This window comes from Streptomyces erythrochromogenes (genome assembly GCF_036170895.1).
Lineage (GTDB): Bacteria > Actinomycetota > Actinomycetes > Streptomycetales > Streptomycetaceae > Streptomyces > Streptomyces erythrochromogenes.
The window spans coordinates 3,238,043-3,262,182 of the sequence record NZ_CP108036.1; the positions used below are offsets into that span (position 1 = coordinate 3,238,043).

27 protein-coding genes are annotated in these 24,140 nt (G+C 70.4%); 7 read left to right on the forward strand and 20 right to left on the reverse strand.

Annotated elements, in window-relative coordinates:
- Window positions 1-76 precede the first annotated feature (76 nt).
- A complete protein-coding gene (locus OHA91_RS14415) occupies window positions 77-1,258 on the forward strand; it encodes a serine hydrolase domain-containing protein (RefSeq protein ID WP_051893316.1) in 1,182 nt (393 codons plus the stop codon).
- A gap of 57 nt (window positions 1,259-1,315) precedes the next feature.
- Here the strand turns inward: OHA91_RS14415 and OHA91_RS14420 are convergent, their stop codons facing one another.
- The 3 genes from OHA91_RS14420 to OHA91_RS14430 form a co-directional block, all read right to left on the reverse strand.
- A complete protein-coding gene (locus tag OHA91_RS14420; RefSeq protein WP_030850475.1) occupies window positions 1,316-1,645 on the reverse strand; it encodes a hypothetical protein in 330 nt (109 codons plus the stop codon).
- Between the two features lie 129 nt (window positions 1,646-1,774).
- Window positions 1,775-2,611, reverse strand: a complete 837-nt coding sequence (locus OHA91_RS14425; protein WP_328739320.1) for a polysaccharide deacetylase family protein — start codon at window positions 2,609-2,611, stop codon at window positions 1,775-1,777.
- A gap of 265 nt (window positions 2,612-2,876) precedes the next feature.
- Window positions 2,877-4,538: a DHA2 family efflux MFS transporter permease subunit gene (locus OHA91_RS14430; protein WP_328739321.1), complete on the reverse strand. Its 1,662-nt coding sequence runs from the start codon at window positions 4,536-4,538 to the stop codon at window positions 2,877-2,879.
- A 125-nt stretch (window positions 4,539-4,663) separates the two neighbouring features.
- On the opposite strand from OHA91_RS14430, the gene OHA91_RS14435 reads away from it, so the two are divergent.
- Window positions 4,664-5,245, forward strand: a complete 582-nt coding sequence (locus OHA91_RS14435; protein WP_030829799.1) for a TetR/AcrR family transcriptional regulator — start codon at window positions 4,664-4,666, stop codon at window positions 5,243-5,245.
- A gap of 208 nt (window positions 5,246-5,453) precedes the next feature.
- Here the strand turns inward: OHA91_RS14435 and OHA91_RS14440 are convergent, their stop codons facing one another.
- From OHA91_RS14440 to OHA91_RS14455, 4 genes are all read right to left on the reverse strand, one after another.
- A complete protein-coding gene (locus OHA91_RS14440) occupies window positions 5,454-6,182 on the reverse strand; it encodes a hypothetical protein (protein WP_328739322.1) in 729 nt (242 codons plus the stop codon).
- An 85-nt stretch (window positions 6,183-6,267) separates the two neighbouring features.
- The gene (locus tag OHA91_RS14445; RefSeq protein ID WP_328739323.1) at window positions 6,268-7,182 is read right to left on the reverse strand and encodes a hypothetical protein; all 915 of its coding nucleotides are present in this window, start codon (window positions 7,180-7,182) and stop codon (window positions 6,268-6,270) included.
- Window positions 7,183-7,529: 347 nt separating this feature from the next.
- Window positions 7,530-8,357, reverse strand: a complete 828-nt coding sequence (locus OHA91_RS14450; RefSeq protein ID WP_328739324.1) for an alpha/beta fold hydrolase — start codon at window positions 8,355-8,357, stop codon at window positions 7,530-7,532.
- A 175-nt stretch (window positions 8,358-8,532) separates the two neighbouring features.
- Window positions 8,533-8,943 (reverse strand): nuclear transport factor 2 family protein, encoded by a 411-nt coding sequence (locus tag OHA91_RS14455; RefSeq protein ID WP_031153340.1) that lies wholly within the window; start codon window positions 8,941-8,943, stop codon window positions 8,533-8,535.
- A gap of 110 nt (window positions 8,944-9,053) precedes the next feature.
- Here OHA91_RS14455 and OHA91_RS14460 point away from each other — a divergent pair, with 110 nt between their 5' ends.
- From OHA91_RS14460 to OHA91_RS14470, 3 genes are all read left to right on the forward strand, one after another.
- Window positions 9,054-9,581 carry a TetR/AcrR family transcriptional regulator gene (locus tag OHA91_RS14460; protein WP_031153342.1) on the forward strand — a complete coding sequence of 176 codons (528 nt, stop codon included), beginning with the start codon at window positions 9,054-9,056 and terminating at the stop codon, window positions 9,579-9,581.
- A 101-nt stretch (window positions 9,582-9,682) separates the two neighbouring features.
- Window positions 9,683-10,156 carry a carboxymuconolactone decarboxylase family protein gene (locus tag OHA91_RS14465; RefSeq protein ID WP_031153344.1) on the forward strand — a complete coding sequence of 158 codons (474 nt, stop codon included), beginning with the start codon at window positions 9,683-9,685 and terminating at the stop codon, window positions 10,154-10,156.
- Between the two features lie 131 nt (window positions 10,157-10,287).
- The gene (locus OHA91_RS14470) at window positions 10,288-10,620 is read left to right on the forward strand and encodes an SCO4225 family membrane protein (RefSeq protein ID WP_051893319.1); all 333 of its coding nucleotides are present in this window, start codon (window positions 10,288-10,290) and stop codon (window positions 10,618-10,620) included.
- A gap of 1 nt (window position 10,621) precedes the next feature.
- Here the strand turns inward: OHA91_RS14470 and OHA91_RS14475 are convergent, their stop codons facing one another.
- From OHA91_RS14475 to OHA91_RS14535, 13 genes are all read right to left on the reverse strand, one after another.
- Entirely contained in the window at window positions 10,622-11,257 is a 636-nt protein-coding gene (locus OHA91_RS14475) for an OmpA family protein (RefSeq protein WP_031153349.1), read from the reverse strand.
- A 4-nt stretch (window positions 11,258-11,261) separates the two neighbouring features.
- On the reverse strand, window positions 11,262-11,846 hold the full coding sequence (locus OHA91_RS14480; protein WP_031153351.1) for a hypothetical protein: 585 nt from the start codon (window positions 11,844-11,846) through the stop codon (window positions 11,262-11,264).
- A 29-nt stretch (window positions 11,847-11,875) separates the two neighbouring features.
- Window positions 11,876-12,526 carry a pilus assembly protein TadG-related protein gene (locus OHA91_RS14485; protein ID WP_031153354.1) on the reverse strand — a complete coding sequence of 217 codons (651 nt, stop codon included), beginning with the start codon at window positions 12,524-12,526 and terminating at the stop codon, window positions 11,876-11,878.
- Window positions 12,526-12,735: a hypothetical protein gene (locus OHA91_RS14490; RefSeq protein WP_031153356.1), complete on the reverse strand. Its 210-nt coding sequence runs from the start codon at window positions 12,733-12,735 to the stop codon at window positions 12,526-12,528. Before OHA91_RS14490 ends, OHA91_RS14485 begins: the two co-directional genes overlap by 1 nt.
- Before the next feature lie 110 nt (window positions 12,736-12,845).
- Window positions 12,846-13,559, reverse strand: a complete 714-nt coding sequence (locus OHA91_RS14495; RefSeq protein WP_031153358.1) for a response regulator — start codon at window positions 13,557-13,559, stop codon at window positions 12,846-12,848.
- A complete protein-coding gene (locus OHA91_RS14500) occupies window positions 13,559-14,449 on the reverse strand; it encodes a DUF5936 domain-containing protein (RefSeq protein WP_031153360.1) in 891 nt (296 codons plus the stop codon). The genes OHA91_RS14495 and OHA91_RS14500 overlap by 1 nt, the downstream gene beginning before the upstream one ends.
- Window positions 14,450-14,462: 13 nt before the next feature.
- Window positions 14,463-15,401, reverse strand: a complete 939-nt coding sequence (locus OHA91_RS14505; protein ID WP_031153362.1) for a type II secretion system F family protein — start codon at window positions 15,399-15,401, stop codon at window positions 14,463-14,465.
- On the reverse strand, window positions 15,398-16,747 hold the full coding sequence (locus OHA91_RS14510; RefSeq protein ID WP_328739325.1) for a CpaF family protein: 1,350 nt from the start codon (window positions 16,745-16,747) through the stop codon (window positions 15,398-15,400). Before OHA91_RS14510 ends, OHA91_RS14505 begins: the two co-directional genes overlap by 4 nt.
- The gene (locus tag OHA91_RS14515) at window positions 16,744-17,139 is read right to left on the reverse strand and encodes a TadE/TadG family type IV pilus assembly protein (RefSeq protein ID WP_051893320.1); all 396 of its coding nucleotides are present in this window, start codon (window positions 17,137-17,139) and stop codon (window positions 16,744-16,746) included. The genes OHA91_RS14510 and OHA91_RS14515 overlap by 4 nt, the downstream gene beginning before the upstream one ends.
- Window position 17,140: 1 nt before the next feature.
- Entirely contained in the window at window positions 17,141-17,524 is a 384-nt protein-coding gene (locus tag OHA91_RS14520) for a TadE/TadG family type IV pilus assembly protein (protein WP_328739326.1), read from the reverse strand.
- 3 nt (window positions 17,525-17,527) lie between these two features.
- Window positions 17,528-18,805: an AAA family ATPase gene (locus OHA91_RS14525; protein WP_328739327.1), complete on the reverse strand. Its 1,278-nt coding sequence runs from the start codon at window positions 18,803-18,805 to the stop codon at window positions 17,528-17,530.
- A 7-nt stretch (window positions 18,806-18,812) separates the two neighbouring features.
- Window positions 18,813-19,514: a Flp pilus assembly protein CpaB gene (cpaB, locus tag OHA91_RS14530; protein WP_328739328.1), complete on the reverse strand. Its 702-nt coding sequence runs from the start codon at window positions 19,512-19,514 to the stop codon at window positions 18,813-18,815.
- A gap of 50 nt (window positions 19,515-19,564) precedes the next feature.
- Window positions 19,565-20,473 carry a hypothetical protein gene (locus OHA91_RS14535; protein WP_408059169.1) on the reverse strand — a complete coding sequence of 303 codons (909 nt, stop codon included), beginning with the start codon at window positions 20,471-20,473 and terminating at the stop codon, window positions 19,565-19,567.
- Between the two features lie 460 nt (window positions 20,474-20,933).
- Here OHA91_RS14535 and OHA91_RS14540 point away from each other — a divergent pair, with 460 nt between their 5' ends.
- Together OHA91_RS14540 and OHA91_RS14545 are read left to right on the forward strand one after the other, a co-directional pair.
- The gene (locus tag OHA91_RS14540; RefSeq protein ID WP_328739329.1) at window positions 20,934-22,625 is read left to right on the forward strand and encodes a chitinase; all 1,692 of its coding nucleotides are present in this window, start codon (window positions 20,934-20,936) and stop codon (window positions 22,623-22,625) included.
- A gap of 125 nt (window positions 22,626-22,750) precedes the next feature.
- On the forward strand, window positions 22,751-24,082 hold the full coding sequence (locus OHA91_RS14545) for a M14 family metallopeptidase (RefSeq protein ID WP_031153373.1): 1,332 nt from the start codon (window positions 22,751-22,753) through the stop codon (window positions 24,080-24,082).
- Window positions 24,083-24,140: the final 58 nt, after the last annotated feature.

Consider the following 24,140-nt stretch of genomic DNA (forward strand, 5'->3'; position numbering starts at 1 on the left):
CCCTGCCACCGGAATATCCGATGATCGACTTCGGTTCGGGAGCAGCGGAACGACGATCCGATCCGAGGGGGATGCGATGGGCGGGAACCAGAACGCGGGCACGGGCGCGGGAGCGGGAGCGCGTGCGGGCGTCGGCGTGAACGGCACGGTGGCGGCCGGGTGGGAGCGGGTGAGGGAGGAGTTCGAGGCGTTCGCGGCGGCCGAGCCGCACTCGCCCGAGGCCCAGCTCGCCGTCCACCACCAGGGCCGGCGCGTCGTCGACCTGTGGGCCGGCGAGGACACCGACGGGGACACGCTGAGCGGGGTCTTCTCGATCACCAAGGGTGCCGCGCACCTGGTGGTGGCGCTGCTCGTGCAGGACGGCACGCTGGAGCTGGACCGGGCGGTGTCGGCGTACTGGCCGGAGTTCACCGGGGACGGCAAGGAGCGGCTGACGCTGCGCCAGCTGATCAGCCACCAGTCGGGGCTGATCAACGTGGACGGGGGCTTCGACTACGAGGAGATCGCGGACGACGCGCTGATCGCCGCGCGGCTGGCCGGCCAGAAGCCGTACTGGGAGCCGGGGACGGCGTACGGCTACCACGCCTTCGTGATCGGCGCGCTGACCGGCGAAGTCGTGCGGCGCGCGACGGGCAGGTCGATACAGGAGCTGTACGAGGAGCGCGTGCGCGCCCCGTACGGGCTGGACCTCTACATGGGGCTCCCGGCCTCGGAGGAGGGCCGCTGGAAGCCGGTCCTGGAGATGCTGCCGACGCCCGAGCAGGCCGCGGCGCAGGCGGCGGACGGACCGGTGCCCGAGCTGCTGGCGGTGGCCTTCAACTGGCACCGGGAGCCGCCGATGGACCTGGTCGCCCACGCCAACCACCCGCGGACGCGGGAGCTCGGTCCTGCCTCGGCGGGCGGCATCGGCTCGGCGCGCGGCGTCGCGGGCCTGTACGCGGCGGCGATCAGCCAGGTGGGTGCCCGGGCGGCGCTGCTGAAGCCGGAGACGGCGGCCGAGGTCGCGAGGCTGCACACGCCGGGCCAGGAGGTCCTGACCGGGGAGACGGACCACTTCGGGCTGGGCTTCGAGCGGCAGCCCGCGGTGGGGCCGCAGGCCTTCGGGCACTGCGGTGCGGCGGGCGCGCAGGGCTTCGCCGACCCGGTCACGGGGATCGCGTACGGGTACACGCGCCGCCGCTACGGCTTCCCGGGCGGGCTGGCCCCGGAGAACGGGCGCCTGACGGCGGCGGTGCTGGAAGTGGCGCGGGGCCTGTAGAGCGGGCGGGCGGACCCGGCCGCTGTGGGTCGGGCCCGTGGGCCCGACCCGTGCGGGTCAGGCCTGGCCGGTTTCGAAGCGGCTGATGCGGCCGCCGCCGGGGGCGATGGTGAAGCGCCAGGCGGTGCGCATCTCGCCCCAGGTGTCGTTGCGGTAGTCGATGACGAGAGCGCGGCCGCCGTCGGACTCGGACAGGACGTCCATGTGCCCCCTGGAGTCGAAGATCTCCCGGTCGACCCAGTCGTGGAGGTCGCGGTCCGACCCGTCGTCGGACATGGTGGCGTCGGCCGTCAGCAGCTTCAGGAAGGCGTCCTTGTCGTGCGCGTTGACGGCGGTGACGAGGGCGCCGACCACGGGGTCGGACAGTTTGCCGGGGGCGATGGCCACAGGAGCCTCCTGGTCGGGCGTACGTTCGTCCGTGCCCGACCAGGTAACAACGCGGGCGGGTCCGCGTCGTCGACCCTCACCCGTTCGCGCGGCGGACGGCGTGTCAGGGGCGGCCGGGCGGACGGCGGCTCACGGGGTGTCGGGGGCGGTGCGGACCGGGAAGCCGGTCGGCCGGCCCTGGTCCCTGAGCCAGGCCAGCACCCGGTCGAGGGCCTCGACGGTCTGGGCGCGGTTGCCGCCGCCGTCGTGGAAGAGGACGGTCGGGCCGTTGCCGATCTCGCGCTTGACGGCGTCGACGATGGCGGCCGTGCCGGGCTTCTGGAAGTCCTTGGTGTCGACGTTCCAGCCGAGCGGGCGCATCCCGTTCGCGGCGGCGATGCGCCGGCTGTCGGGGGTGAACGCGCCGCCGGGGGCCCGGTAGTACTCGACCTTCGCGCCGCCCCCCGCGGCCTCTTCTATGAGCTTCTTCGCGTCCAGGATCTGCCGCTCCTGGTAGTCGACGGGCTTCTTGTCCATGGCCGTGTCGTGGGCCATGGTGTGGTCGCAGAGCCGGTGGCCGGCCGCGACCACCTTCTTGACGAGGTCGGGGTGGGCCTTGGCGTGGGGTCCGACCATGCAGAAGGTCGCCTTGACGTCGTACTTGTGCAGTACGTCGAGCACTTGGGGGGTCCAGCGGGGGTCGGGGCCGTCGTCGATGGTGATGTTGACGGCGTTGCCGCCGCTCTCGGAGGAGTGGGCTATGCCCTCGGGTATCCCCTGCTGCGCCCCCGGCCGACCCGCCGGGCCGTGGCCGGACTTGTCGGTTCCGTTCGGCTGGGCCGCGTTCTGCCGGGAGGCCGCACCGGCGCTTCCCGGTTCCACGAGGGTCGCCACCCCCCAGACCGTCGCCGCCACGGCGACGGCCGACGCGACGACGGCCGCACCGGCCCGGACGCCCTTCTTGTTCGTGTACGCCGAGAAACCCATGAACCGTCCACTCCCCATCCGCTGTGCGAGCGTTCCGCTGTGCGAGCGTTCCGTGGATCAGGACGTCCGTCGCCGCAGTGGAGTTCCAGTCAAATCACCCATAAATTCCCCGTAATGGGACTGACAGGACCGATGGGGCTCATGGGACTTTGGTCCTTGATCGCCCACCTCTCCTTCCCGGACGGGCGTGGCTGAAAACGACCCCGGCCCCGGTGGACGCGTGCGTCCCCGGGGCCGGGATCGTGTGCGGTGGGGTCCGCGCGGGTCAGTGCGCGAGGGACTCCTGCGCCGCGGAGGCGGACTTGGCCTCGGCCGGGGCGGACTTGTCGTCGGCCGGGACGGACTTGCCGTCGGCCGGGACGGACTTGCCGCCGGCCGGGGCGGACTTGTCGTCGGCCGGGGCCGGACCCGCGCCCCGCAGCGGGACCTCCTTGACGAACCAGGCCGCCAGGAAGCCCAGTACGGCCACGGCCGCGCCGAGCAGGAACGCGGAGTGCGTGCCGGCGGCGACCGCGTGCTGGTAGGCCTCGCGCACGGCCTCCGGCAGCTTCGCCAGGCTCGCCGCGTCCAGCTGGGCGGAGCCTGCGGCTCCGGCGGCCTCCGGGCCCAGGCGCTCGGACATGGCGTCCGTGACCCGGGAGGTGAAGAGGGAGCCCATCAGGGCCACGCCGAAGGAGCCGCCGAGCGTACGGAAGAGGGTGGCCGAGGACGACGCGACGCCCATGTCCTTCATCTCGACGCTGTTCTGCGCGACCAGCATGGTGATCTGCATCAGGAAGCCGAGTCCGGCGCCGAGGACGGCCATGTAGAGGCCGGACACGAGGCGGGTGGTGCCGGTGTCCATGGTGGCGAGGAGGAACATGCCGACGACCATGAGCCCGCCGCCGACGATCGGGAAGATCTTGTACTTGCCGCTGTTGGTGGTGACGCGTCCCGCGATGAGCGAGACGAGCATCATCGAGAGCAGCATGGGCAGGAGCAGCAGGCCCGAGTTGGTGGCGGAGGCGCCCTGGACCGACTGCTGGAACAGCGGGAGGTAGAGCACGCCGCCGAACATGGCGAAACCGACCAGGAAGCCGATCACGGACATCAGGGTGAAGTTGCGGCTGCGGAAGATGTGCAGCGGCATGACCGGCTCGGCCGCCTTGGTCTCCGCGTAGAGGAACGCGGCGGTCGACACCACGCCGACGATGACGAGGGCGATGATCTCGGCGGAGGCCCAGTCGTATTCGGTGCCGCCCCAGGTGGTGACCAGGACGGTGGAGGTGATCGCGACGGTCAGCAGTGCGGCGCCGAGGTAGTCGATCTTCGGGCGCTGCCGTTCGGCCTGCTTGGGCAGGTGAAGTACGGCGGTCACCATGGCCAGGGCCACGGCGCCCAGGGGCAGGTTGATGTAGAAGGACCAGCGCCAGCCCATGTGGTCGGTGATGGTGCCGCCGACGAGCGGGCCGCCGATCATGGCGAGGGCCATCACGCCGGCCATCATGCCCTGGTACTTGCCGCGCTCGCGGGGCGGGATCAGGTCGCCGATGATCGCCATGACGCCGACCATCAGACCGCCGGCGCCGAGGCCCTGGATCGCGCGGAAGCCGATGAGCTGGCCCATGTCCTGGGCCATGCCGCTGAGCGCGGAGCCGATCAGGAAGATGACGATCGAGGTGAGGAAGGAGCCCTTCCGGCCGTACATGTCGCCGATCTTGCCCCAGATGGGGGTGGAGGCGGCCGTGGCCAGGGTGTACGCGGTCACCACCCAGGACAGGTGCGCCAGGCCGCCGAGCTCGCCGACGATGGTGGGCATCGCCGTTCCGATGATCATGTTGTCGAGCATCGCCAGCAACATTGCGATCATGAGGGCCATGAGGACGACCCGCACGCTGCGTGGCTTCACCTCCTGCGAGGTCTCCGCGGGCTTGCTTGTCTCCACCATTTCCTGTCCACTCCCCTGGGTACTACCTGCCGGAACGGCACTTACTTGCCGACCGGCTAGTTCACTACACTGGGGACCGTAGACCCGTAACTTGCCGGGCGTCAAGTAAGTAATCGAGGAGAGTCATGTCCAGCAGCAGTCCGCAGCGCCGTCGTGGCGACACGCGCCAGCGCATCCAGGACATCGCACTGGAGCTCTTCGTCGAGCAGGGGTACGAGAAGACGTCGCTGCGCGAGATCGCGGAGCGGCTGGAGGTCACGAAGGCGGCGCTGTACTACCACTTCAAGACCAAGGAAGACATCATCATCAGCCTCTTCGAGGACGTCACGCGTCCCATCGACGAGCTGATCAAGTGGGCGGAGCAGCAGCCGCGCACCCTGGAGACCAAGCGTGAGGTGCTGCGCCGCTACAGCGAGGCGATGGCGGCGGGCGCCGCCCTGTACCGCTTCATGCAGGAGAACCAGGCCACGACGCGCGAGCTGAGCATCGGCGAGACCGTGAAGAAGCGGCTGTACCGCCTGGTGGAGCTGCTGCGCACGGAGGACGGCCCGCTGACGGACCAGGTGCGCTGCGTCAGCGCCCTGTTCACGCTGCACGCCGGAATGATGTTCCTCCAGCACGTCGAGGGCGACCCGGAGGAAACCCGCCTGGCCGCCCTGGAGGTCGCCACGGACCTCATCACGCAGGCGCATCACGAGGAGTCGTAGCGGCGCCGGCCCCACCCTCAGAGCGACTCCCACCCCTGACCAACGAATAGGCGAACGCCCGGGCGCAGAGGAACCGGGGTCTAGGACCGGCTGCAGCAAGGCGGAGGTCAACTCCGCCTGGCGAGCGGCTTGGCACCCTGTTCACCAGCCGGCCTGCCCACGGAGCCGGTTCGCGCCGACCGCGCAGCTCGGCCGGCGCACGATCCGGCTAACGGGACGCCCGGTCCACCGCGTCACCGATGAGCTCGGCCGCCGCGATCTCGTCCAGCGGGACCAGGCCTGCACCCTTGATCGCCTCTTCCGTCTCCGGGAGGCGGTCCGTCGGCTCCCAGCGCAGGTCCGGGCCGAACAGCTCGTCGTGGCGCTCGCCCCGCACCACGCGGCGCCGCACGAGGAGGGCCTGGGGCCCGTCGACGGCGTAGTACGAGACACGGCCTCTGGCATCCAGAGCATCGAGCACCGTCTCGTTGAGCGCCCGGAAGGGCGGAGTGCTCAGGTTTCCCTGCGGGGTTCCCGGACGGAAGGACACCCCGGTCAGGTCCAGGCCGCCCGCGTTGTCCCGTACGAACTCCCCGCCCCGCTCGTAGAACAGGACCAGCGGTTCATAGAGGTCCGGCAGGTCGGGCAGCGCGGCCGGGTTCTGCTCGCGCATTTCTGCCAGGCGTACGGCGCCCGCACACGTCTCCCGGATCTCCGAACCCGGCACACGGCCCAGGTACGCGTCGAGTTCCGCTGCCGTTTCGGGTGAAAGACGGAACCCGGGGTCCACGTATTCCGAGACATCGAAGAAGGGCCAGGCGCTTTCGGCCGAATACTCCTGCGCCCACAGGGCGGCGCGCCTCAGGTACTCGCGCATGAGAACGCGCCGGGACATGACGCGTGCGAGCACGTGGTCCCAGTCACCGACCCACTCCACCGCACGGAGCCGATTCAACATGACGGATGCGGTCCGGTCGGTCACTTGAGCTCGATTCCCGCCGGGCTCCGGAGGCGTTCGGGCCGGCCGGGGGACAGTCGAGGAATCAGGTCTGCTCCCACGGTACGGGGGCCGGGCGGCGGTGCCACCACCAACCGGTCGGCGCCTGGTCGAGTGAAGTGTCCACGGACAGCTCTTTGCGCAGGAGGCCCATTTCATCGTCCTCTGTGGCCGCGGCAAAACGTCCGTCCAACCGTTCCAAGGTCTCGTCAAGCAGAACAGACACCTCACTGGGCAAGAGGCTCCCGATGTCCGCGAGCACATCGCGCGCCTGGAGGCGCTCACGATAGAGCTCGGCCGGATACCAACCCGAGGGCGCCCAACCGGACTCCATCTGCACGATGACCCTCTCCCATGCAACCAGACTGTCCCTCGCAGCCCACAGGGGGCTGCGCGTGCTGTCGTCGAAGGCGGACCGCGCCGGTTCGGAAGCCGACTCCCTCATCCGCTCCACCGAGGCCCCGAAGGAATCGACCAGCGGAGTGGGCGGCCGCTGCTCTCGCACGATCTCGGCGAAGCGCGTGACAGTCGCTCGCGGGAGCTGCGCCACGGGTGCTTCGACAGCGGTCACCGCATAGCGGTGAGGTTCGCCGTCTGAGAGCTCCAGCCGGGCACGGGTGAGCAAACCCTCCTGCGTCGCCACCCAGAAGGCGCTGGGAGGCGCCTCCGAGGCGGGAAACAGGACGGTCGTCCCTGCGGCTCTCGCGAACCTCACGGCAAGATCGGACTCCGGCGTCCGTCGGGCGACCCGCTCGTCGGCGTAGATGTCCAGCGACCACGAGACATCACCGAAAACTGCCCGGTGTTCGCACGAAACGAGTGCATCCCAATTCCGGACGTCGGGGTCGCCGTCGGGGTCGGCCACATCCACATCGCCGACCGCGATGCCGAGGCATCCTGCGAGCGCGGGAGCCATGGCCTTGGGGCTGATTAAGTCGACAGTAAGGAGGGTGTACGTCACGGATAGGTCCCGTTGTAGATGGCCAGGGCCTTCTCTGCCCGCAGCTGACCCCGTTGTCCAGGGCGTGGAAGGGGTCGGAGATGTCGGAGCCGGGGCGGATGGCGTCGCCGCCGCCGCGACCGCCGACTCCGGCCGATTCGCGCTCCGGGACCCTGTTGGTGGCCGGGGGGCGACCTTCGGTGCCTCCGTTCGCGGCACGTCCGCGCCCGCGTCCGGCTTCGACCTTGCCGATGCCCCTCAGGCCGGGCCACACGCCTCCGGCCGACCCCGCTCCGGGTCCGGCTCACCCCGGGTGCGGGCGTCGCCGCAGGGCTCGCGGGACGCTCCGAGCCGACCCCGCCAGGCGGTCAGGGACTGGGGGCGGAGCTCGTCGAGGCGAGGAAGGCGAGGAGGTTGTCGGCGTAGCGCTGCGGGGCGGTGAGGTGGGGGACGTGTCCCTCGCCGCGCAGGGTCCGCGCCTGCGCCCCGGGGATCACCCGCGCGAGCCGGTCGACGATCGCGCCGAACCACTGCGGGCTGTCGGTGCCCTTGCTCAGCATCGCCGGGCCGGCGTAACCGGCCAGCCGGGCGAGGTCCACGGTGTTCCAGTCCGGGTCCCCCTGTTCGTCCGCGGCGGTGGGGGCGTTGGTCACGAACGTCCGCCGGGCCGGGTCGGGCATGCCGTCCCACGCGCCCGGCCCGAACACGACCTCCTCGACGAACCGGCGCGCACCGGCCTCGGAGTCGCCCGCACGCACCTGCGCCATGACGGCGTCGATGGGGGCCTGCGCCTGGCGCATCAGCCGGTCGAGCTCCGGATCGCCGGCCACGACGGCGGTCAGGGGCGGCTCGTGGACGGCGAGGCTGCGCAGCAGTTCGGGCCGCCGGGCGGCGAGGCCGAGCGCGACCGACCCGCCGAAGGAACTCGCGGCCACGTGGACCGGGGCGCCGAGCATCTCGACGAGCGCGGCCAGGTCGTCCTCGTCCTGGGCCCGCGTGCCCTGGCCCGGCGGGCGCTCGCTGCGGCTGTGGCCGCGGCGGTCGTAGACGAGCACGCGGTGGGCGCGGGTGAGGTGCGGCAGGACGGCGTGCCAGCTGTGGTGGTCGGTCCAGGAGCCGTGGACGAGCACGAGCGGTTCGCCTTCGCCCTTGATCTCGTAGAAGAGGTCGACGCCGTTCACACGAGTCCGAGCCATGCCTGGTCCCCCTGTCCGATGCCCTGCCGGCCTCCCCGCGGAGCTCTGATCATCTTGTCAGACGGGCCGGCTACGGAACCGGGGTCGCGGCGGACCAGAACGGCGTCGGGCTCGTCGGGGCCCGGGCGTACTCGGACCCCGACCCGCGCCCGAGTGCCCGCACCCAGCCGTCCGTTCAGAGGATCCGGCGGTCCTCGGCGGTGATCGGGACGTCGTTGATGCTGGCCTCACGGCGGCGCATCAGGCCGTCGTCGTCGAACTCCCACTGCTCGTTGCCGTGGCTGCGCCACCACTGGCCGGAGGCGTCGTGCCACTCGTACTCGAAGCGGACGGAGATGCGGTTGCCGGTGTGGGCCCACAGCTCCTTGCGCAGCCGGTAGTCGAGCTCGCGCTCCCACTTGTCGGCGAGGAACGCGCGGATCTCGTCCCGGCCGGCCAGGAAGCGGTCGCGGTTCCGCCAGACGGAGTCCTCGGTGTAGGCGAGGGCGACGCGCTCGGGGTCGCGGCTGTTCCAGGCGTCCTCGGCGGCCTGGACCTTGGCGCGGGCGGATTCCTCGGTGAAGGGGGGCAGGGGCGGACGGGACATGGTGCATCCTTCCGGGTCGGAGGGTGTGGAGAACGATCGTTCTCCACGTGGCGCCCACCCTAGGAGAACGACCGTTCTCGCCGCAAGGGAAATCGGGCTACGCTGCCCTCATGGACGACGAAGAGGCACGGACCCGGCTGCTGGACGCGGCGGAGGAGCTGTTCTACCGCCACGGCATCCAGGCGGTGGGCATGGACCGCATCCGCACCACGTCCGGAGTGCCCCTCAAGCGCCTCTACCGGCTCTACCCGGCGAAGGAATCCCTGGTCACGGCATACCTCGAACGCCGCGACCGGCGCTGGACGGCCGGCCTGCGCGAGGCGGTGGCGGGCGCGGCGGAGCCGGTCCCCGCCGTCTTCGACTGGCTGGCGCGGTGGTTCTCGGAGCCGGATTTCCGGGGCTGCGCGTTCCTGAACGCGTACGGAGAGCTCGGCGAGGCCGCGCCCGAGGTCGTACGCGTCCACAAGGCCGAGCTCCGCGCCCTGCTGGCCGAACTGGTCCCGGCCGGGGCCCCGCCCACGCTCGCCGACCAGCTGCTGATCCTCGTCGAGGGCGCGACGACCGTGGCGGCCCTGAGCCCCGGCCCGGAACCGGCCCTCAGGGCGCGCGAGGTCGCGGAGACCCTCCTGCGACAGTGACGCAGGTCACTTCCGCATGCCACCGTGGGCCGTCACATCCGCCCGATGGCATCCGTCAGAGCTGCGTAACCGTCGACACGGCAGCAGACCAGGAGACCAGCATGGACGCCCGACTCCACCTCTACGGAAACGCCGTCGCCACCAAGTTCGCGAGGTACATCAACTCCGCGGGCAAGGTCGTCTCGGACTCGACCCTCCCGCCCGCCACCCAGGAGCTGGTGAAGATCCGGGCCAGCCAGATCAACGGCTGCGGCTTCTGCACCGACATGCACACCAAGGACGCCGCACACGCCGGGGAGAGCGCGCAGCGCCTCCACCTGGTCGCGGCCTGGCGCGAGGCGAAGGTGTTCACCGACGCCGAGCGGGCGGCCCTGGAGCTGACCGAACAGGGCACGCGCATCGCCGACGCGGCCGGCGGGGTCACGGACGAGGCGTGGGCGAACGCCGCCAAGTACCACGACGAGGACCAGCTGGCCGCGCTGGTGTCCCTCATCGCGCTGATCAACGCCTACAACCGGATGAACGTGATCATCCAGCAGCCGGCCGGCGACTACCAGCCGGGACAGTTCGGCTGACCCCTCCCCCGGGTCGGCGCCGTACGGCGCGGTACGCGTACCCCGGCCTCGCCGGTCTGGGTACGCGTACTCAGGACAGGCCCCCGGGTCTTGCGGACCATGGAGGGAGTCCACACCACCTGGGGAAACCGATGACCGCTCGCACGCTCGCCCGCCTGACCTTCGCGAACCCCGCCTCGGCGATCTACCTGGGCCTCGTCGGTGTCGCCGTCGCCGTCGCGACGGCCGTCACGCTGTTCGCCCAGGATCCCGGGTTCGTGTGGGTGCTGCCCGCGCTGTGCGCGTTCCCGCTGTTCATGCTCATGGCGCTGATCCACGGGGACGGCCAGCCTGCGGCGTGGCTCTTCATCACCGAACTCGTCCTGTGCGTGCTGGTCCAGTCCCTCGTACTCGGAACGATCGTGGAGGCCTCCCGCGGCCGCCTCCGGCAGCGGCCGCGGCCCGCCGGACCGCGGCCGAGCTGACTCAGCCGGCGCCGCGCGGGAAGGTGATCTCCACCCGGCGGTTCTTCTTGCGGCCTTCCTCTGTGCCGTTGTCGGCGATCGGGTAGTCCTCGCTGTAGCCGCGGACGTCGAAGACGACGCTCGGGTTCGTCACGGTCTTGGCCAGCTCGCCGTGCACGGCGTCGGCCCGCCGCTTGGACAACTCCTTGCCGTGCTCGTAGCTGCCCTGGTCGTCGGTGAAGCCGAAGACCCGGATGCGGGTCGCCTTGGACTGGTTGATCTCGTTCCCGATGGCCTGGATCCGGGCGGCCGCCTGCGCGTTGAACACGGCACTGTCCTCGGGGAACAGCACCTCGGACTGCAGCGCCATCATGACGGTCTCGTTCGTCTCCTGCCGCCGCTGCTCACCGCCGAGGTCCTCGACGACCTCGACCAGATCGAGCACCTTGGGCGGCGCGAGCGTACCGCCCTGCGGGAGCTTGAGGCGGGGGGAGTCGGCCTTGACGGGTACGGGCGCGGATGCGGATGCCTCCGTCCCGGGGGGTACGGACGGACTGACGTCGTCGGCGTGCGCGCTGCTGACGCCGGCGAAATGGACGCCGGCTATGACGAGACCGACAACGGCCGAGGCTGCGGTGGTGCGATGGCGTGTAGTCATGGCGTCACCCGGAGATTTTGATGGGGGTCGCGGCGAACGTGGGCAGCCCGAAAACGACCTCGGTCGTGGTGGTCGGCGGTGCGGGGAACTGTGCGAAGAAGGGGATGGACTCTCCAGCCTTGATCACCATGAGCCCGGTGGTGCATGCGCACCGTCCCTCAGTGTCCCGCAGAACGTAGTACCGCTTCTTGCCTGCGTTGTCGACGATGGTGGCTCCTGCGACCGAGGCCGGGCTGGCAGTCTTCTCGTCGCCCCGCCAAGCAGCTGTCTGCGCGAAGGGCGTGGAACCGGTGTTCTTGATGCGACCGTTGACGGTGAGGTAGCCGTCCTGGTCGCGTTCCGCAGAGTTGATCTCTAGGACGATGCCGGACTGGCCTTGCGTCGTAGCGATCACCTCGACCGGGGCAGGGCTCCCGTCCCCCGTCGGCGCAGACTTCTGAGGTGTGCTCCCCTGGTTCTGACCGGGGGAGGGCTTCTGCTGCTCCTTCGGCTTCTCGTTTCCTCCGCATCCGGCCAACGCGAGGGCCAAGAGCGCCGCAACCGCTACGGCCGCTCCCCCACGGACCTTCACCTTCTGCCGAATGCTCATGTACGCCGCTTCCTTGTCTCTAGAACGCTTCAATCGGTCAGTCGCACGCTGAAGAGCTTCCTCGCCAGCTGGGTCAACGAACCGGGTTTCGCCGGGTCGACCGTGAGTGCCACACCACCCTTGCAGCGAAAGCCGACGGACGGAGGTGTTCCGGCACCGCCGCCTCCAGGGTCAGGAGAGGACGTCGGGGTCGGCGTAGGCGCAGGCGTCGGAGTCGGAACCGGTTTCAGAGAACACTGCGGTTCGATCACGGCCTTGGCCTCAGCTCGGCCGTGCATCCCCTCAGTGCCGGGAATCACCGAACGTCCGACCGTGCCATTGGTCGTCACCGAAACCAGAAACTCCGGGATGTTCGCTTGGCACGTCGCGGTGGCGTCGTTCATGGCCGCGAAAGAGTAGGCCTTCGCGCATGCCCCTGCCCCACCCAGGCGGTCGCCATCGAGGATCGCCTCCCAGTCGCTCTGCTGGAGGGCGAGCAGGTCCACACCCGTGAATGCCCGATCCCGCGCTTCCCGGGCAGCCGCGAGCGCTGCCGCGTCCGCAGCCCCCTGCGCCTCGCTGCGGGTGGCTCCGGCCATTCCGACGACGACGAAGGCGAACGCGGCGAACAGGAGGCCCGTGATCACCACGACGTAGACGGGGAAGGCCTGCCCTCGTTCGCGCGCCGACCCCGCGAGCATTAGTTGGCCGTAATGTCCGCCAGGGCCTGCGTGATGGCGTTGGCGATGGCAGCGGCAAGGCCGGAGCCCACAATCGCCCCGATGATCAGCACGATGATCACGATGATCCCCAGGTACTCGAAGACCGTCTGGCCCTCGTCTCCTCCTCGCCCCGCCCGCAGTCGGTTCTGCCGTTCGACGATCGACTTGAGCAGCTTGAAATTCTGCATCTGGGTCCCCTCCAGGGCCGGCGCCGTTGTCGATTCGCGGACGGTACGGCGAGGTACCAGCAGGTGCAAAGGGCCCCGGGGCCCAAATACGGACCCACTGCGCACTCCGTCTACCCATGTCCCGTCACCCCTGGACGGGCGGTTCCCAGCCAACGCGCTATCGCCTCGCTGCGCGTCGCGCTCCGGAGCTTCGCGAAGATGCGGTTGATGTGGTTCTTGACCGTCTTCTCGCTGATGAAGCAGGTGGCCGCGATCTGCTGGTTGCTCATCCCGGACGCGATGAGATCCATGACCTCCTCCTCACGCGAACTCAGCCCGAATTCAATGCGGTTGAGACGGTGGTGCTCCGACGACTGTGCCACAGTTCGTTGCGCGTGCGAAGAGGCCCGTAGCTCGGCGAGGACCGCGCTCGCCGCCGTCGGGCTGAAGTGCGCCCGGCCAGCGCGAACGTCCCTTACTGCCGCGACCAGCTGGTCCGGCGTGAATTCGCCGTGTACCAGGTAGCCACCCGCACCGAGGAGCAGGGTCTCCCTGACGATTTCGGATTCCTGGCTGTACGTCAGCATCAGTACCGGAGCGAGCTGCACGAGGTGCGGCAGGGCCGAGATGCCGTCCACGCCGGGCATGCGCACGTCCAGGAGAACCACATCCGGGGTATGCAGGCGCGTCATGTGAAGAGCCGCGCGCCCGTCGGATGCGGCTGCCGCCACCTCGATGTCGGGGATGGCATTCAGCAGCGCCGCCAGGCCGGCCCGGACGACCGGGTTGGCATCGGCGACCAGGACGCGGATCGGGGTCGGCACCGGAGCAGGCACCACTTGCATCAGCCGCCCCCGAGCATCGCGCCGAAGTCGACGTTCGCTCCGTACACGAACCCGCCGATCAGCAGGATCATCGTCCCGGGAAGCATGAACATCGTGACGGCGAGCGTCGCCCGCGGGACAGCCCGCGCTGCCCGGCGGCGAGCGTTCTGGGCATCCGTGCGGCGCATGTCCTCGGCGATCGCGATCAGTGTCTCGACGATGGGTGACCCGAGTTCCTCACCCTGCTGGAGGGCCGTGACGAACTGCGCGACCTGTTCGGAGTCGTTGCGTCGGCGCAGCTCGTCGAACGCCTGCCGACGGCTGACTCCCATGGCCATCTGCTGGAGGGTGATCCGGATCTCGTCGGACCACGGGCCCTTGTACTTGTCCGCCACCCGCTCGAGCGCGGGACGGAATCCCAGACCAGCGCTCACCACAACGGCGAGGACGTCGAGGAAGTCCGGGAGGGTCCGCTCGATGTGGTCGCGGCGGATCCGGATGGCCGACCAGAGACCCACCTCGATCCAGAAGAAGCCGAAGGCGACCATGAGCAGCGACAGGATCAGCTGGCCGTTGAGAAGCATCGAGAAGGCGCCGATCGCGCCGAGGAAAGCGTAGACGGCTCGGCGGGCCGCATAGCGGTCGATGGTGAGGCCGGACGGGTTCCCGGCACTGTCGATCTGTCGCCGCTTACGGGCCACCCGTTCGGGGCCCATGAGGCGCAGTATCAGCGGGGCGTAGCGGATGCCGGCCCTGTCGACGAGGGAGCCGACCACGGTGGTACGGGTCGCGCCGACCTCCAGGGCGAGCGCCAGATCCGTCGGTAGTTTCACGTCGGCGCGGTAGAGCCGGATGCCGTGGAAGGCACCGAGGACCGACAGGGCAACGGCCAATGCCAGAAGCAGAGCGATCATCCCGGCCTCCTCATACGTCGATCTTGGACAGGCGGCGGATGAGGACGAAGCCGAGCGCAAAGAGGCCGATGGCCACCAGGACCGCGGTCTGACCGATAACGGAACCAGTCATGCGGTCCAGGGCGCCCGGCATCATCGTGTCCACCAGCAGCAGCGAGCCGACGCCCATCACCGGTACCAGATAGGCCGTCACCGTGACTTGGGACAGCTGGGTGCGGATCTCGCGACGGGTCTCCTTGCGCTGCTCCAGCGTCACCGTCAGGTTGCGCAGGCTGTCCACGATCGCGCCGCCGGCCCGGGCCGAGAGGACGAGAGTGGAGACGAGGACGACCAGCTCGCGCGACGGAAGGCGTTCGGCGATCTCGCCCAGGGACTCCTCGATGGAGTGGCCCACGGCGAGCCGGTCGGCGACTCGTGCCAGTTCCTCGCCCGCAGGGGCGTCGAGCTCCTCGGCGGCTATCCCGATGGCCGTGCGCAGGGCCAACCCGGCCTGGGTGGCGTTGGCGAGGATACGGGCGAGGTCGGGAAGCTGGTTGACGAACCGTTCGGTGCGCCTGGTGCGCTGCCAGTTGAGGAAGGCGTTGGCCGCCCACAGGCCGATCAGCCCGGCCACCGGTCCGAAGAAGGGAGCCAGGAAGGAGGCCGAAACCATCCAGAGTCCGGCGACGGCCGCGCACATGTAGACGAAGAACTCGCCCACCGTCAGGTCCAGGCCGGTCACGGCGAGCTTGATCTCGATGCGGCGCCCCAGCGCGGTCCGCCGCAGCCGGCGGTCGATCTTCCGGAAGCGGCGCACCCGGCCGAGCGGTTCGGGCAGGCCGCTCGCCGAGAGGCGTTCGACGAGGGCGGCGTGCTGGGCGCGGCCGGCCGCGTACGCCTGGAGGCCCACGACCGCGAGTACGCAGGCCAGCAGCGTGACGCCGAGGGTGAGGAGGATCAGTGGGTTCACAGGGCGGTCCGTGTGATGTGCGGGGTGGTGAGGGGGTCGTCGGGCAGCGCGACGCCGAAGGCCTGCGGGATGGGCTGGTTGTTCATGTAGAGGCGTTCGGCGATGCGGCGGGGCAGCGGGTAGTACTCGAAGTAGCCGTGGACGCGGCCGTCCGGGCCCATGGGCTGGGCGGCGAACCGGCAGACCGTGGTGATCCGGAAGGGTTCGCGGCCGTGTGATTCGAGGATGGAGATCTCCGTGATGCGGCGCGAGCCGTCGCCGAAGCGCGTCAGCTGCACGATGACGTTGACGGCGCTGTTGATCTGGTCCTGGAGGGCTTCGAAGGGGATCTCGACCTCCGACATGGAGGCCAGGGTCTGCAGGCGCGTGAGGGCGTCGGAGGAGCTGTTGGCGTGGACGGTGGCCAGCGAGCCGTCGTGGCCGGTGGACATGGCCTGCAGCATGTCGAGGGTTTCGCCGCCGCGGACCTCGCCGACGATGATGCGGTCGGGGCGCATGCGCAGGGAGTTGCGTACGAGGTCGCGGATGGTGATCTGGCCCTTGCCCTCCACGTTCGCCGGGCGTGATTCCAGGCGGATGACGTGGGCCTGCTGGAGCTGGAGTTCGGCGGAGTCCTCGATGGTGATGATGCGCTCGCCCTCCGGGATCAGACCGGAGAGGGCGTTGAGGAGGGTGGTCTTGCCGGTGCCGGTGGCCCCGGAGACGATCACGTTCATCTTCGACTGGACCAGCCCCGAGAGCAGCAGGAGCATCTGCTCGTCGAGGGAGCCGAGGGCGATCATCTCGTGCAGGGTGAAGGCGCGCGGGAAGCGGCGGATGGTGAGGGTGGCGCCGGTCAGGGAGAGCGGCGGGATGATGACGTTGACGCGCTCGCCGCTGGGCAGGCGGGCGTCGACCATGGGATTGGCTTCGTCGACGCGGCGGTTGACGGTCGAGACGATGCGCTCGATGGTCTGCATGAGCTGCTCGTGCGAGGCGAACCGGATGGGAAGCTGCTCGACGCGGCCGGCCCGCTCGACGAAGATCTGGTCGGGGCCGTTGACCATGATCTCGGAGATGGAGGCGTCTTCGAGGAGCGGTTCGAGCACGCCGAGTCCGAGGGCCTCGTCGACGACGCGGCGGATGAGCTGCGCGCGCTCGACGGTGGAGAGGACGGGGCCCTCGCGGCTGATGATGTGCCCGAGTACGCGTTCCAGGCGCGCCCGGCGCTCGGCGGGTGCGAGCGCCGACATCTCGGCGAGGTCGATCTCCTCCAGCAGCTTGGCGCGGTAGGAGGAGACCAGCCGGCCGTCCTCGCGCGGGCCGTGGCGGTCGTCGGGGGTACTGACCCGGGAACGCAGGCTCATGGTCCGGTCACCTCGGGGTCGTCGTTGGGCATGACGGCGGTACGTGTCACCGACGAGCCGCCCACGCCGGGCACGATGGACTTGATCGGGATGGTGACCGTGACCGTGACCGCGTCGGGCGACTTCGCGATGTCGATGAGTGTGCTCGCACCACGCAGTCCCTCCCTGATCGCCGCACGGCCGGCGGCCCCTCCGGCACCGGGCTCGCGGGCCTCGACGCGCGCCGCCGTACGGGCGGCGGTCTGCGCCTGCTGCACGACGTAAGCGGCCCAGCCCAGCTGGATCCCGCAGAGCGCGACCAGGAGCAGGAACGGAAGGAAGCCGACGTACTCAAGGGCCGCCTGGCCCCGGTCCTTCGTCCCGGTGGAGTTCCTTCTCCGCAACCGGTCCATCTCAGTCCTCCCTCTCCTTCGGGGAGCCGGCCTCGCCCTCGATGGGGACGCCGATGTCGATACCCGGGTGGAGGAGCGGGAGGTTGAGGCGGACCGTGGCCCTGACGATGTCGCCCGACTCGGTGCACTGGGCGGACATCCTCCAGGCGTCGCCGATGTGTTCCTTCGCCGCCGCCACACACGCAGCGTCCCCGTGCACCGCCCCCGCCCGGGCCGCCTCGTCCGCCGCGTTGCCCGCCAGGGAGAAGGCGTAGCCGATCAGTACGCACTCCCACACCGCCGCCACCAGGAGCAGGATCAGCGGCACCGTGCCGACGAACTCGATCGCCACCTGGCCCCGGTCGCCCCGGTCGCCCCGGGTCCCTCTCCGGGCGGGCTTGCGCATCCGTCAGCCCTCCCGGCCGCGGCGCAGGCGGGACACCGTGCCCGCGGCGCGCAGGGTCAGGGCGCCGCCCGGCGGGGCGGGGGCCGCCGCGGGGGTGTCCGGGGCGGCCAGGAGGCCGAGTTCGCCGGCCAGGGTCCACAGGGCCTGCTTGACCGTCGAGCGGTTGTCGAGGTCCTGGACGCGGCCCGCGTCGACCACGGCCTGGAGTTCCTTGAAGGCGGCGGGGACGGGGGTGCGGGTGGCGCGGGTCTTGGTGATCTTCTCGATCAGGGCGGGCTGGATCTCGGTGTGCTTGCTCCAGCGGTTGACGACCATCGCGGTGTCCTCGGCCTTGCGGACCTGGAGCCGCTCCCACAGCCGGACCATGCGCTTGGCGGCCCGTACCGCGATCACGTCGGGCGTGGTGACCAGGACCGCGACGTCCGCCATCTCCACCGCTGCGGCGTTGGCTCCGGTCACCTGGGTCCCGCAGTCGACGACGACGAGCTCGTAGCGGCCGCGCAGGGCGCCGACGATGTGGCGGGCGGCCCGGTCGTCGACCTCCTCGCCGCGTTCGCCGTCGGCCGGGGCCAGCAGCAGCGCGAGCCCGGTGCGGTCCTCGTAGACGGCGTCCTGGAGGACCCGCGGCGAGACGTCCTGGATGCCGGCGAGGTCGGCGATGGACCGCCGGAACTGCACGTCGAGGTACGAGCCTACGTCGCCGGCCTGGAGGTCCATGTCGACCAGTGCGGTGCGCCGGCCCGAGGCGGCGGCGGCCAGGGCGAACTGGACGGCGGTGAAGGTGGTGCCCACGCCGCCCTTGGCCCCGGTGACCGTGACGACCCGCCCGCCCGGCCCGGTGAGGGCGTCGGCGTCGGCGGCGCCCCGGCCCAGGTGCCGGCGGACGCCCACGGACCACTGGGCGGCGGCCTGGACGCGGGCGGCCAGCTCGTCGTAGGACAGCGGCAGGCCGACGAGGCCGCGGGCGCCGGAGTCCATGGCGGCGGAGAAGAGCGCCGGTCCGGCGTCCGAGGACACCAGGACGACCCCCACCGCCGGGAAGCGGAGGGCGACTTCCCGGATGAGCTCCAGTGCGGGCACCGGGCCGATCCGCTCGTGGACGAGGACCACCTCGGGGAGTTCGTCGAGGGAGTCGACGGCGAGCCGGGCGAGGGTGTCGAGCAGCGTGGTCGAGTCGGGAACGGACGGGGAGGGCTCCGCCGACGGGAGCTGGCTCAGCAGGGTGGAGAAGATGCGCGCGGCGTCCGGGTCGCCGACCGCGGGAAGGATTCGCGTGGTCATCCGGGCCTCACCTGTCCCCGTCGAGGGTGTACGTACGGTCGCCGGCGGCGGGCGCGGAGTCGGTGCCGGGGGCGACCAGGGCCAGGCGCACGTGCTCGGCGAAGGACTCGGCGTACGCGACGCGCTGGGTGTCCTTGGTGCTGAGGGCGAAGGTGATGGGGACGGCCTCGGCGGGGCCCTTGCGGTCGCTGTCCTTCTCCAGGGCGGTGAGCCTGCCGACGTTCAGGACGCGGGCGTTGGCGACGATGATCACCGAACGGGAGGGTTCGGTGTCCTTGGCGCCCTTGAAGGTGGCGATGATGTTGACCTTGGCGCCCGAGGTGATCTTCCCGGCCACACCCGTCGCCGCGTCGATCATGATGGCGATCTCCTGCTCACCGGGCTGGAGCTGCGGCCGGTCGACGAACATGTCCGTCTGGAGCAGGGAGCCCTTCTTCAGGGTGGTGAGCGCGATCTTGTCCTTGAGCGCGCCGAGGTCGGTGACGGCCGTGTCGGACAGCCACCGCTCGGGGATCCTGATCTCCTCGAACTGGCCGGCCCCCAGCGGGCTGTACGGGGCTATGTCGGCCTTGGCGCGGTAGGCGACGACCTCGGACCCGACCTTGGAATTGACGTCGCCGATCACCACGAGGACTCCGGCGAAGGCCCCCAGGGCGCACAGGACCGACAGGAGCAGCAGAATGACGCCGCGGCGCTGGCGTGAGTTCATAGGCCGTACTACCTCGCCGTTCTTTCTTCATTCGTACGTTCGGTCGTCGGTCAGGGTCTGGAGCGGCCGGTGTTCGCCGGCGTCGCCGCGGACGGCGGTGGGGCGGTGAGCGGCGCGGCGCAGAAGCCGCATCGGTCGCCGATGAGTTCGAGGCCGCACCAGCGGCACTGCTCGCGGCGGACCGAGGCGACCAGTTGGTAGAGCACGGACAGGTCGGGGATGCCGGCGGCGAACTCGACGAGCTTGGGGGTGCCCCACCAGGCGGGTGAGGCAGCCGGCAGCGGGTTCTCCATGACGCCCTGCACCTGCCAGGCGGGGCCGAGTTCGGCGGCGACCCAGTCGGAGGCGAGCTGCCCGCGCGCGAAGGTGAGGTGGGTGGCGAAGTCGGGCCCGGCGGGCAGGACCGGCGCCGCACCGTAAGAGCTGCCCCGGGATCCGCCGGGAGAGCCGCTGCGGGAGCCCCCGTGCTGCGACCCGGCGCGCTGCGACCCGCCGTGGGCCCCGCCGCGTCCGCCGCCGGAGGCGCCCAGCTTGGCGAGGTGCGGGGTCGGGTGGGCGAGTACGGCGAACTGCGCGCTCGGCGACCAGGACCGGGCGTGCGACCCGAGCCCGACGGGCACGCGGACCCGGTCGAGCTTTGCGACCGAGCCGAGCAGGGCGCCCGCGTAGATGTAGTGGGACAGCAGCCGGGCAGCGGAGGCGATGATTCCGGGGCTGAAGTCGCAGACGCTGAGCTGGCGCAGCTGACGGGCCAGCAGAGCCGTGCCCAGCGGCGGCAGATCGATGTCGAGCAGCGCGATCCGGTCGGTTTCCAGGATGGCCCGGACGGTGTGCAGCCGCTGGACGGTGGAGCGCGGGAGCCAGGGCGGTACGAGGGCCACGAGGTGGCCGTGCCGCTCCAGCAGGGCACTGGTTCCGGCGAGTGCGGACTCCAGGTCGTGCTGTTCGGGCGGGTGCATTAGGGCCGCCCCCGGCGTGTGCCGGTCAGGGGCCGGAAGCACCAGATCGTCGCTGGTGACTGCGATGGCGGTCGGCACGCGAATTCCCCCGTTCCCCCACGTTCTCCCCGTACGCCCGGACGTTCGCGCGCTCGACGGGGACGCGTCGCAGCCGCGTCGCGCTCACGCACCACTGCGCGACCGCGGACGGCCTTCGCCCATCCCCCCTTGCCCCAGCACCATAACCGCGTCACCCCTGGCAGGTCAGGGGCTTGGTGATTCCCGTGCGTAAGGCACCGGTCACAGGTGACGGGAAACCCGGACAACAGGGATCGCACATTCAGCCATTTCAAGCCACTTTGCGAAGACTCTTGACACGGGGATTGGTCTGGACCAACTTGGCAGCGCACGCCGTGAGTCGGCCCCACCCCCCACGGCCCGGCTCTCCCCTCCCCACCACACCTCCCCCCACGGAGCCCACGTGAACCGCATACGCTCCCTCTCCCTGCCGCTCGCCGTCACCGTCGCCGCCGGGGCGCTGACGGCCCTCGCCGCCGGCGCCGCACAGGCCGCGGACATCAACGTCGCCCGCAACGGCGGCTTCGAGTCGGGTCTCGCCAACTGGTCCTGTTCCGGCGGGAGCGGCACCGCCGTCTCCTCGCCCGTCCACTCCGGGGCGGGCGCCCTGAAGGCCACCCCGGCCGGTTCCGACAACGCCCGCTGCAGCCAGACCGTCACGGTCAAGCCGAACTCGACGTACACGCTGAGCACGCAGGTGCAGGGCAGCTACGTCTACCTCGGCGCGACGGGGACGGGCACCCAGGACGTCTCGACCTGGACCCCCGGCTCGGGCGGCGGCTGGCAGAAGCTCTCCACCACCTTCACCACCGGCCCCTCCACCACCCAGGTCACCGTCTACACCCACGGCTGGTACGGCCAGCCGGCCTACGTCGTCGACGACTTCAGCGTCTTCGGCCCGGACGGCGGCGGGGGCACCGACCCCGGCCCGGGCATCCCGGGCGCACCGGCCGGGACCGCTGTTTCCGGCCAGAGCGCGAACGGACTCACCCTTTCGTGGAACGCCGTCGGCGGCGCGAGCGGCTACCACGTCTACCAGGACGGCGCCCGCGTCCAGACCGTGTCCGGGACCTCCACCCCGGTCACCGGCCTCGCGCCCTCCACCTCGTACTCCTTCCAGGTGAGCGCGTACAACACGGCGGGCGAGGGCCCGAAGTCCGCACCCGTCACCGGGACCACGACCGGCGGCGGGAACCCGGGCAACCCGGCCGTCCCCAAGCACGCCCTGACCGGCTACTGGCAGAACTTCAACAACGGCGCGACCGTCCAGAAGATCTCCGACGTCTCCGCGCAGTACGACATCATCGCCGTCTCCTTCGCCGACGCCACCTCCACGCCCGGCGCCATCACCTTCAACCTCGACTCGGCCGGCCTCGGCGGTTACACGGTCGACCGGTTCAAGGCCGACATCGCCGCGAAGAAGGCGGCCGGGAAGTCGGTCATCCTCTCCATCGGCGGCGAGAAGGGGACCATCACGGTCAACGACTCGGCCTCCGCGACCAACCTGGCGAACTCGGCCCACGCCCTGATGCAGGAGTACGGCTTCACCGGCATCGACATCGACCTGGAGAACGGCCTCAACCCCACCTACATGACGCAGGCGCTACGCGCCCTGTCCGCGAAGGCGGGGCCCTCGCTCGTCATCACCATGGCCCCGCAGACGATCGACATGCAGTCCACGCAGGGCGGCTACTTCAAGACGGCGCTGAACATCAAGGACATCCTCACCGTCGTCAACATGCAGTACTACAACAGCGGCTCGATGAACGGCTGCGACGGCAAGGTCTACTCCCAGGGCTCGGTCGACTTCCTCACCGCGCTGGCCTGCATCCAGCTGGAGGGCGGCCTCGACGCCTCCCAGGTGGGCATCGGCGTGCCGGCCTCCCCCAGCGGCGCGGGCAGCGGCTACGTCTCCCCGACCGTCGTCAACAACGCCCTGGACTGCCTGACCCGCGGCACGAACTGCGGATCCTTCAAGCCGTCGAAGACCTACCCGGGGCTGCGCGGCGCGATGACCTGGTCGACCAACTGGGACGCCAAGGCGGGTAGTGCTTGGTCGAACTCGGTGGGTCCCAAGGTCCACGGGCTCCCGTAGGCGGTACGTGTGGGGGTGGCCGGATCGGTTCGGCCGGCACCTGAGGTCCTTGACCGGGACATGCCACGAGAGGACGCTGAGCGCGTCCGCACGGCTACCCCCACACTCCCCACCCAGGAGAACGCATGCGGCTCCATACCCGCCGGAGGGCCGGCCTGACGGCGGCCCTGCTGGCGATCGCGCTCGGCGCACCCGTCTACGGCATGAGTGCGACAGCGGCGCCACCGCCCAGCCCGTCGACCGCCACCCAGGACGAGGCCATCGTCCAGTACCGGATCCACGGCCCCTCCACCGTCGCCGACCGCACCGCCCTGCTCGGTACGGGCGTCTCCATCGACGAGGTGGACGACCACACCGTCGTGGTCAGCGCCGACACCATGCAGGCCAAGAAGCTGAAGGCGCTCGGCTACAAGCTGACCGCCCTGCCCGGGCCCCCGGACCGCTCGCTGCCCGGTGTCGCGGCGAGCCCGATGGACTTCCCCTCGGCGGACTCCAAGTACCACAACTACGCCGAGGCGACCGCCGAGATCAACCAGCTCGTCGCGCAGTACCCGGCGATCGCCTCCAAGCGGGTGATCGGCAAGTCGTACCAGGGCCGCGACCTCCTCGCCATCAAGATCAGCGACAACGTCGCCACGGACGAGTCCGAGCCCGAGGTGCTGTTCACCGCGCACCAGCACGCCCGCGAGCACCTGACCGTCGAGATGGCGCTGTACCTGCTCAAGGAGTTCACCTCCAAGTACGGCACCGACTCCCGGGTCGCGAACGCCGTCAACGGCCGCGAGATCTGGATCGTCCCGGACCTCAACCCCGACGGCGGCGAATACGACATCGCCACCGGCTCCTACCGCTCCTGGCGCAAGAACCGGCAGCCGAACTCCGGATCCTCCTACGTCGGCACCGACGAGAACCGGAACTGGAACTACAAGTGGGGCTGCTGCGGCGGCTCCAGCAGCAGCAAGAGCTCCGAGACCTACCGGGGCGCGGCCGCCGAGTCGGCACCCGAGGTGAAGGTCGTCTCGGACTTCGTGCGCAGCCGGGTGGTCGGCGGCAAGCAGCAGATCAAGGCCGCGATCGACTTCCACACCTACAGCGAGCTCGTGCTGTGGCCCTTCGGCTACACCTACAACGACACCGCCCCGGGCCTGACCGCCGACGACCTCGCCGTCTACAAGAAGATCGGCACCAGCATGGCCGCCAGCAACGGCTACACGCCGGAGCAGTCGAGCGACCTGTACATCACCGACGGCACGATCGACGACTGGCTGTGGGGCAACCAGAAGATCTTCTCCTACACCTTCGAGATGTACCCGGAGAGCGGCGGCGGCGGCTTCTACCCGCCGGACGAGGTGATCGACCGCGAGACCGCCCGCAACAAGGACGCGGTGCTCCAGCTGCTGGAGAACGCGGACTGCATGTACCGCTCGATCGGCAAGGAAGCCCAGTACTGCTCGTAGCCGTCACCTGAACCGGGGGGCGCCCCGCCGCCAGGGGGGCGTCCCCCTCGCGCGGCGG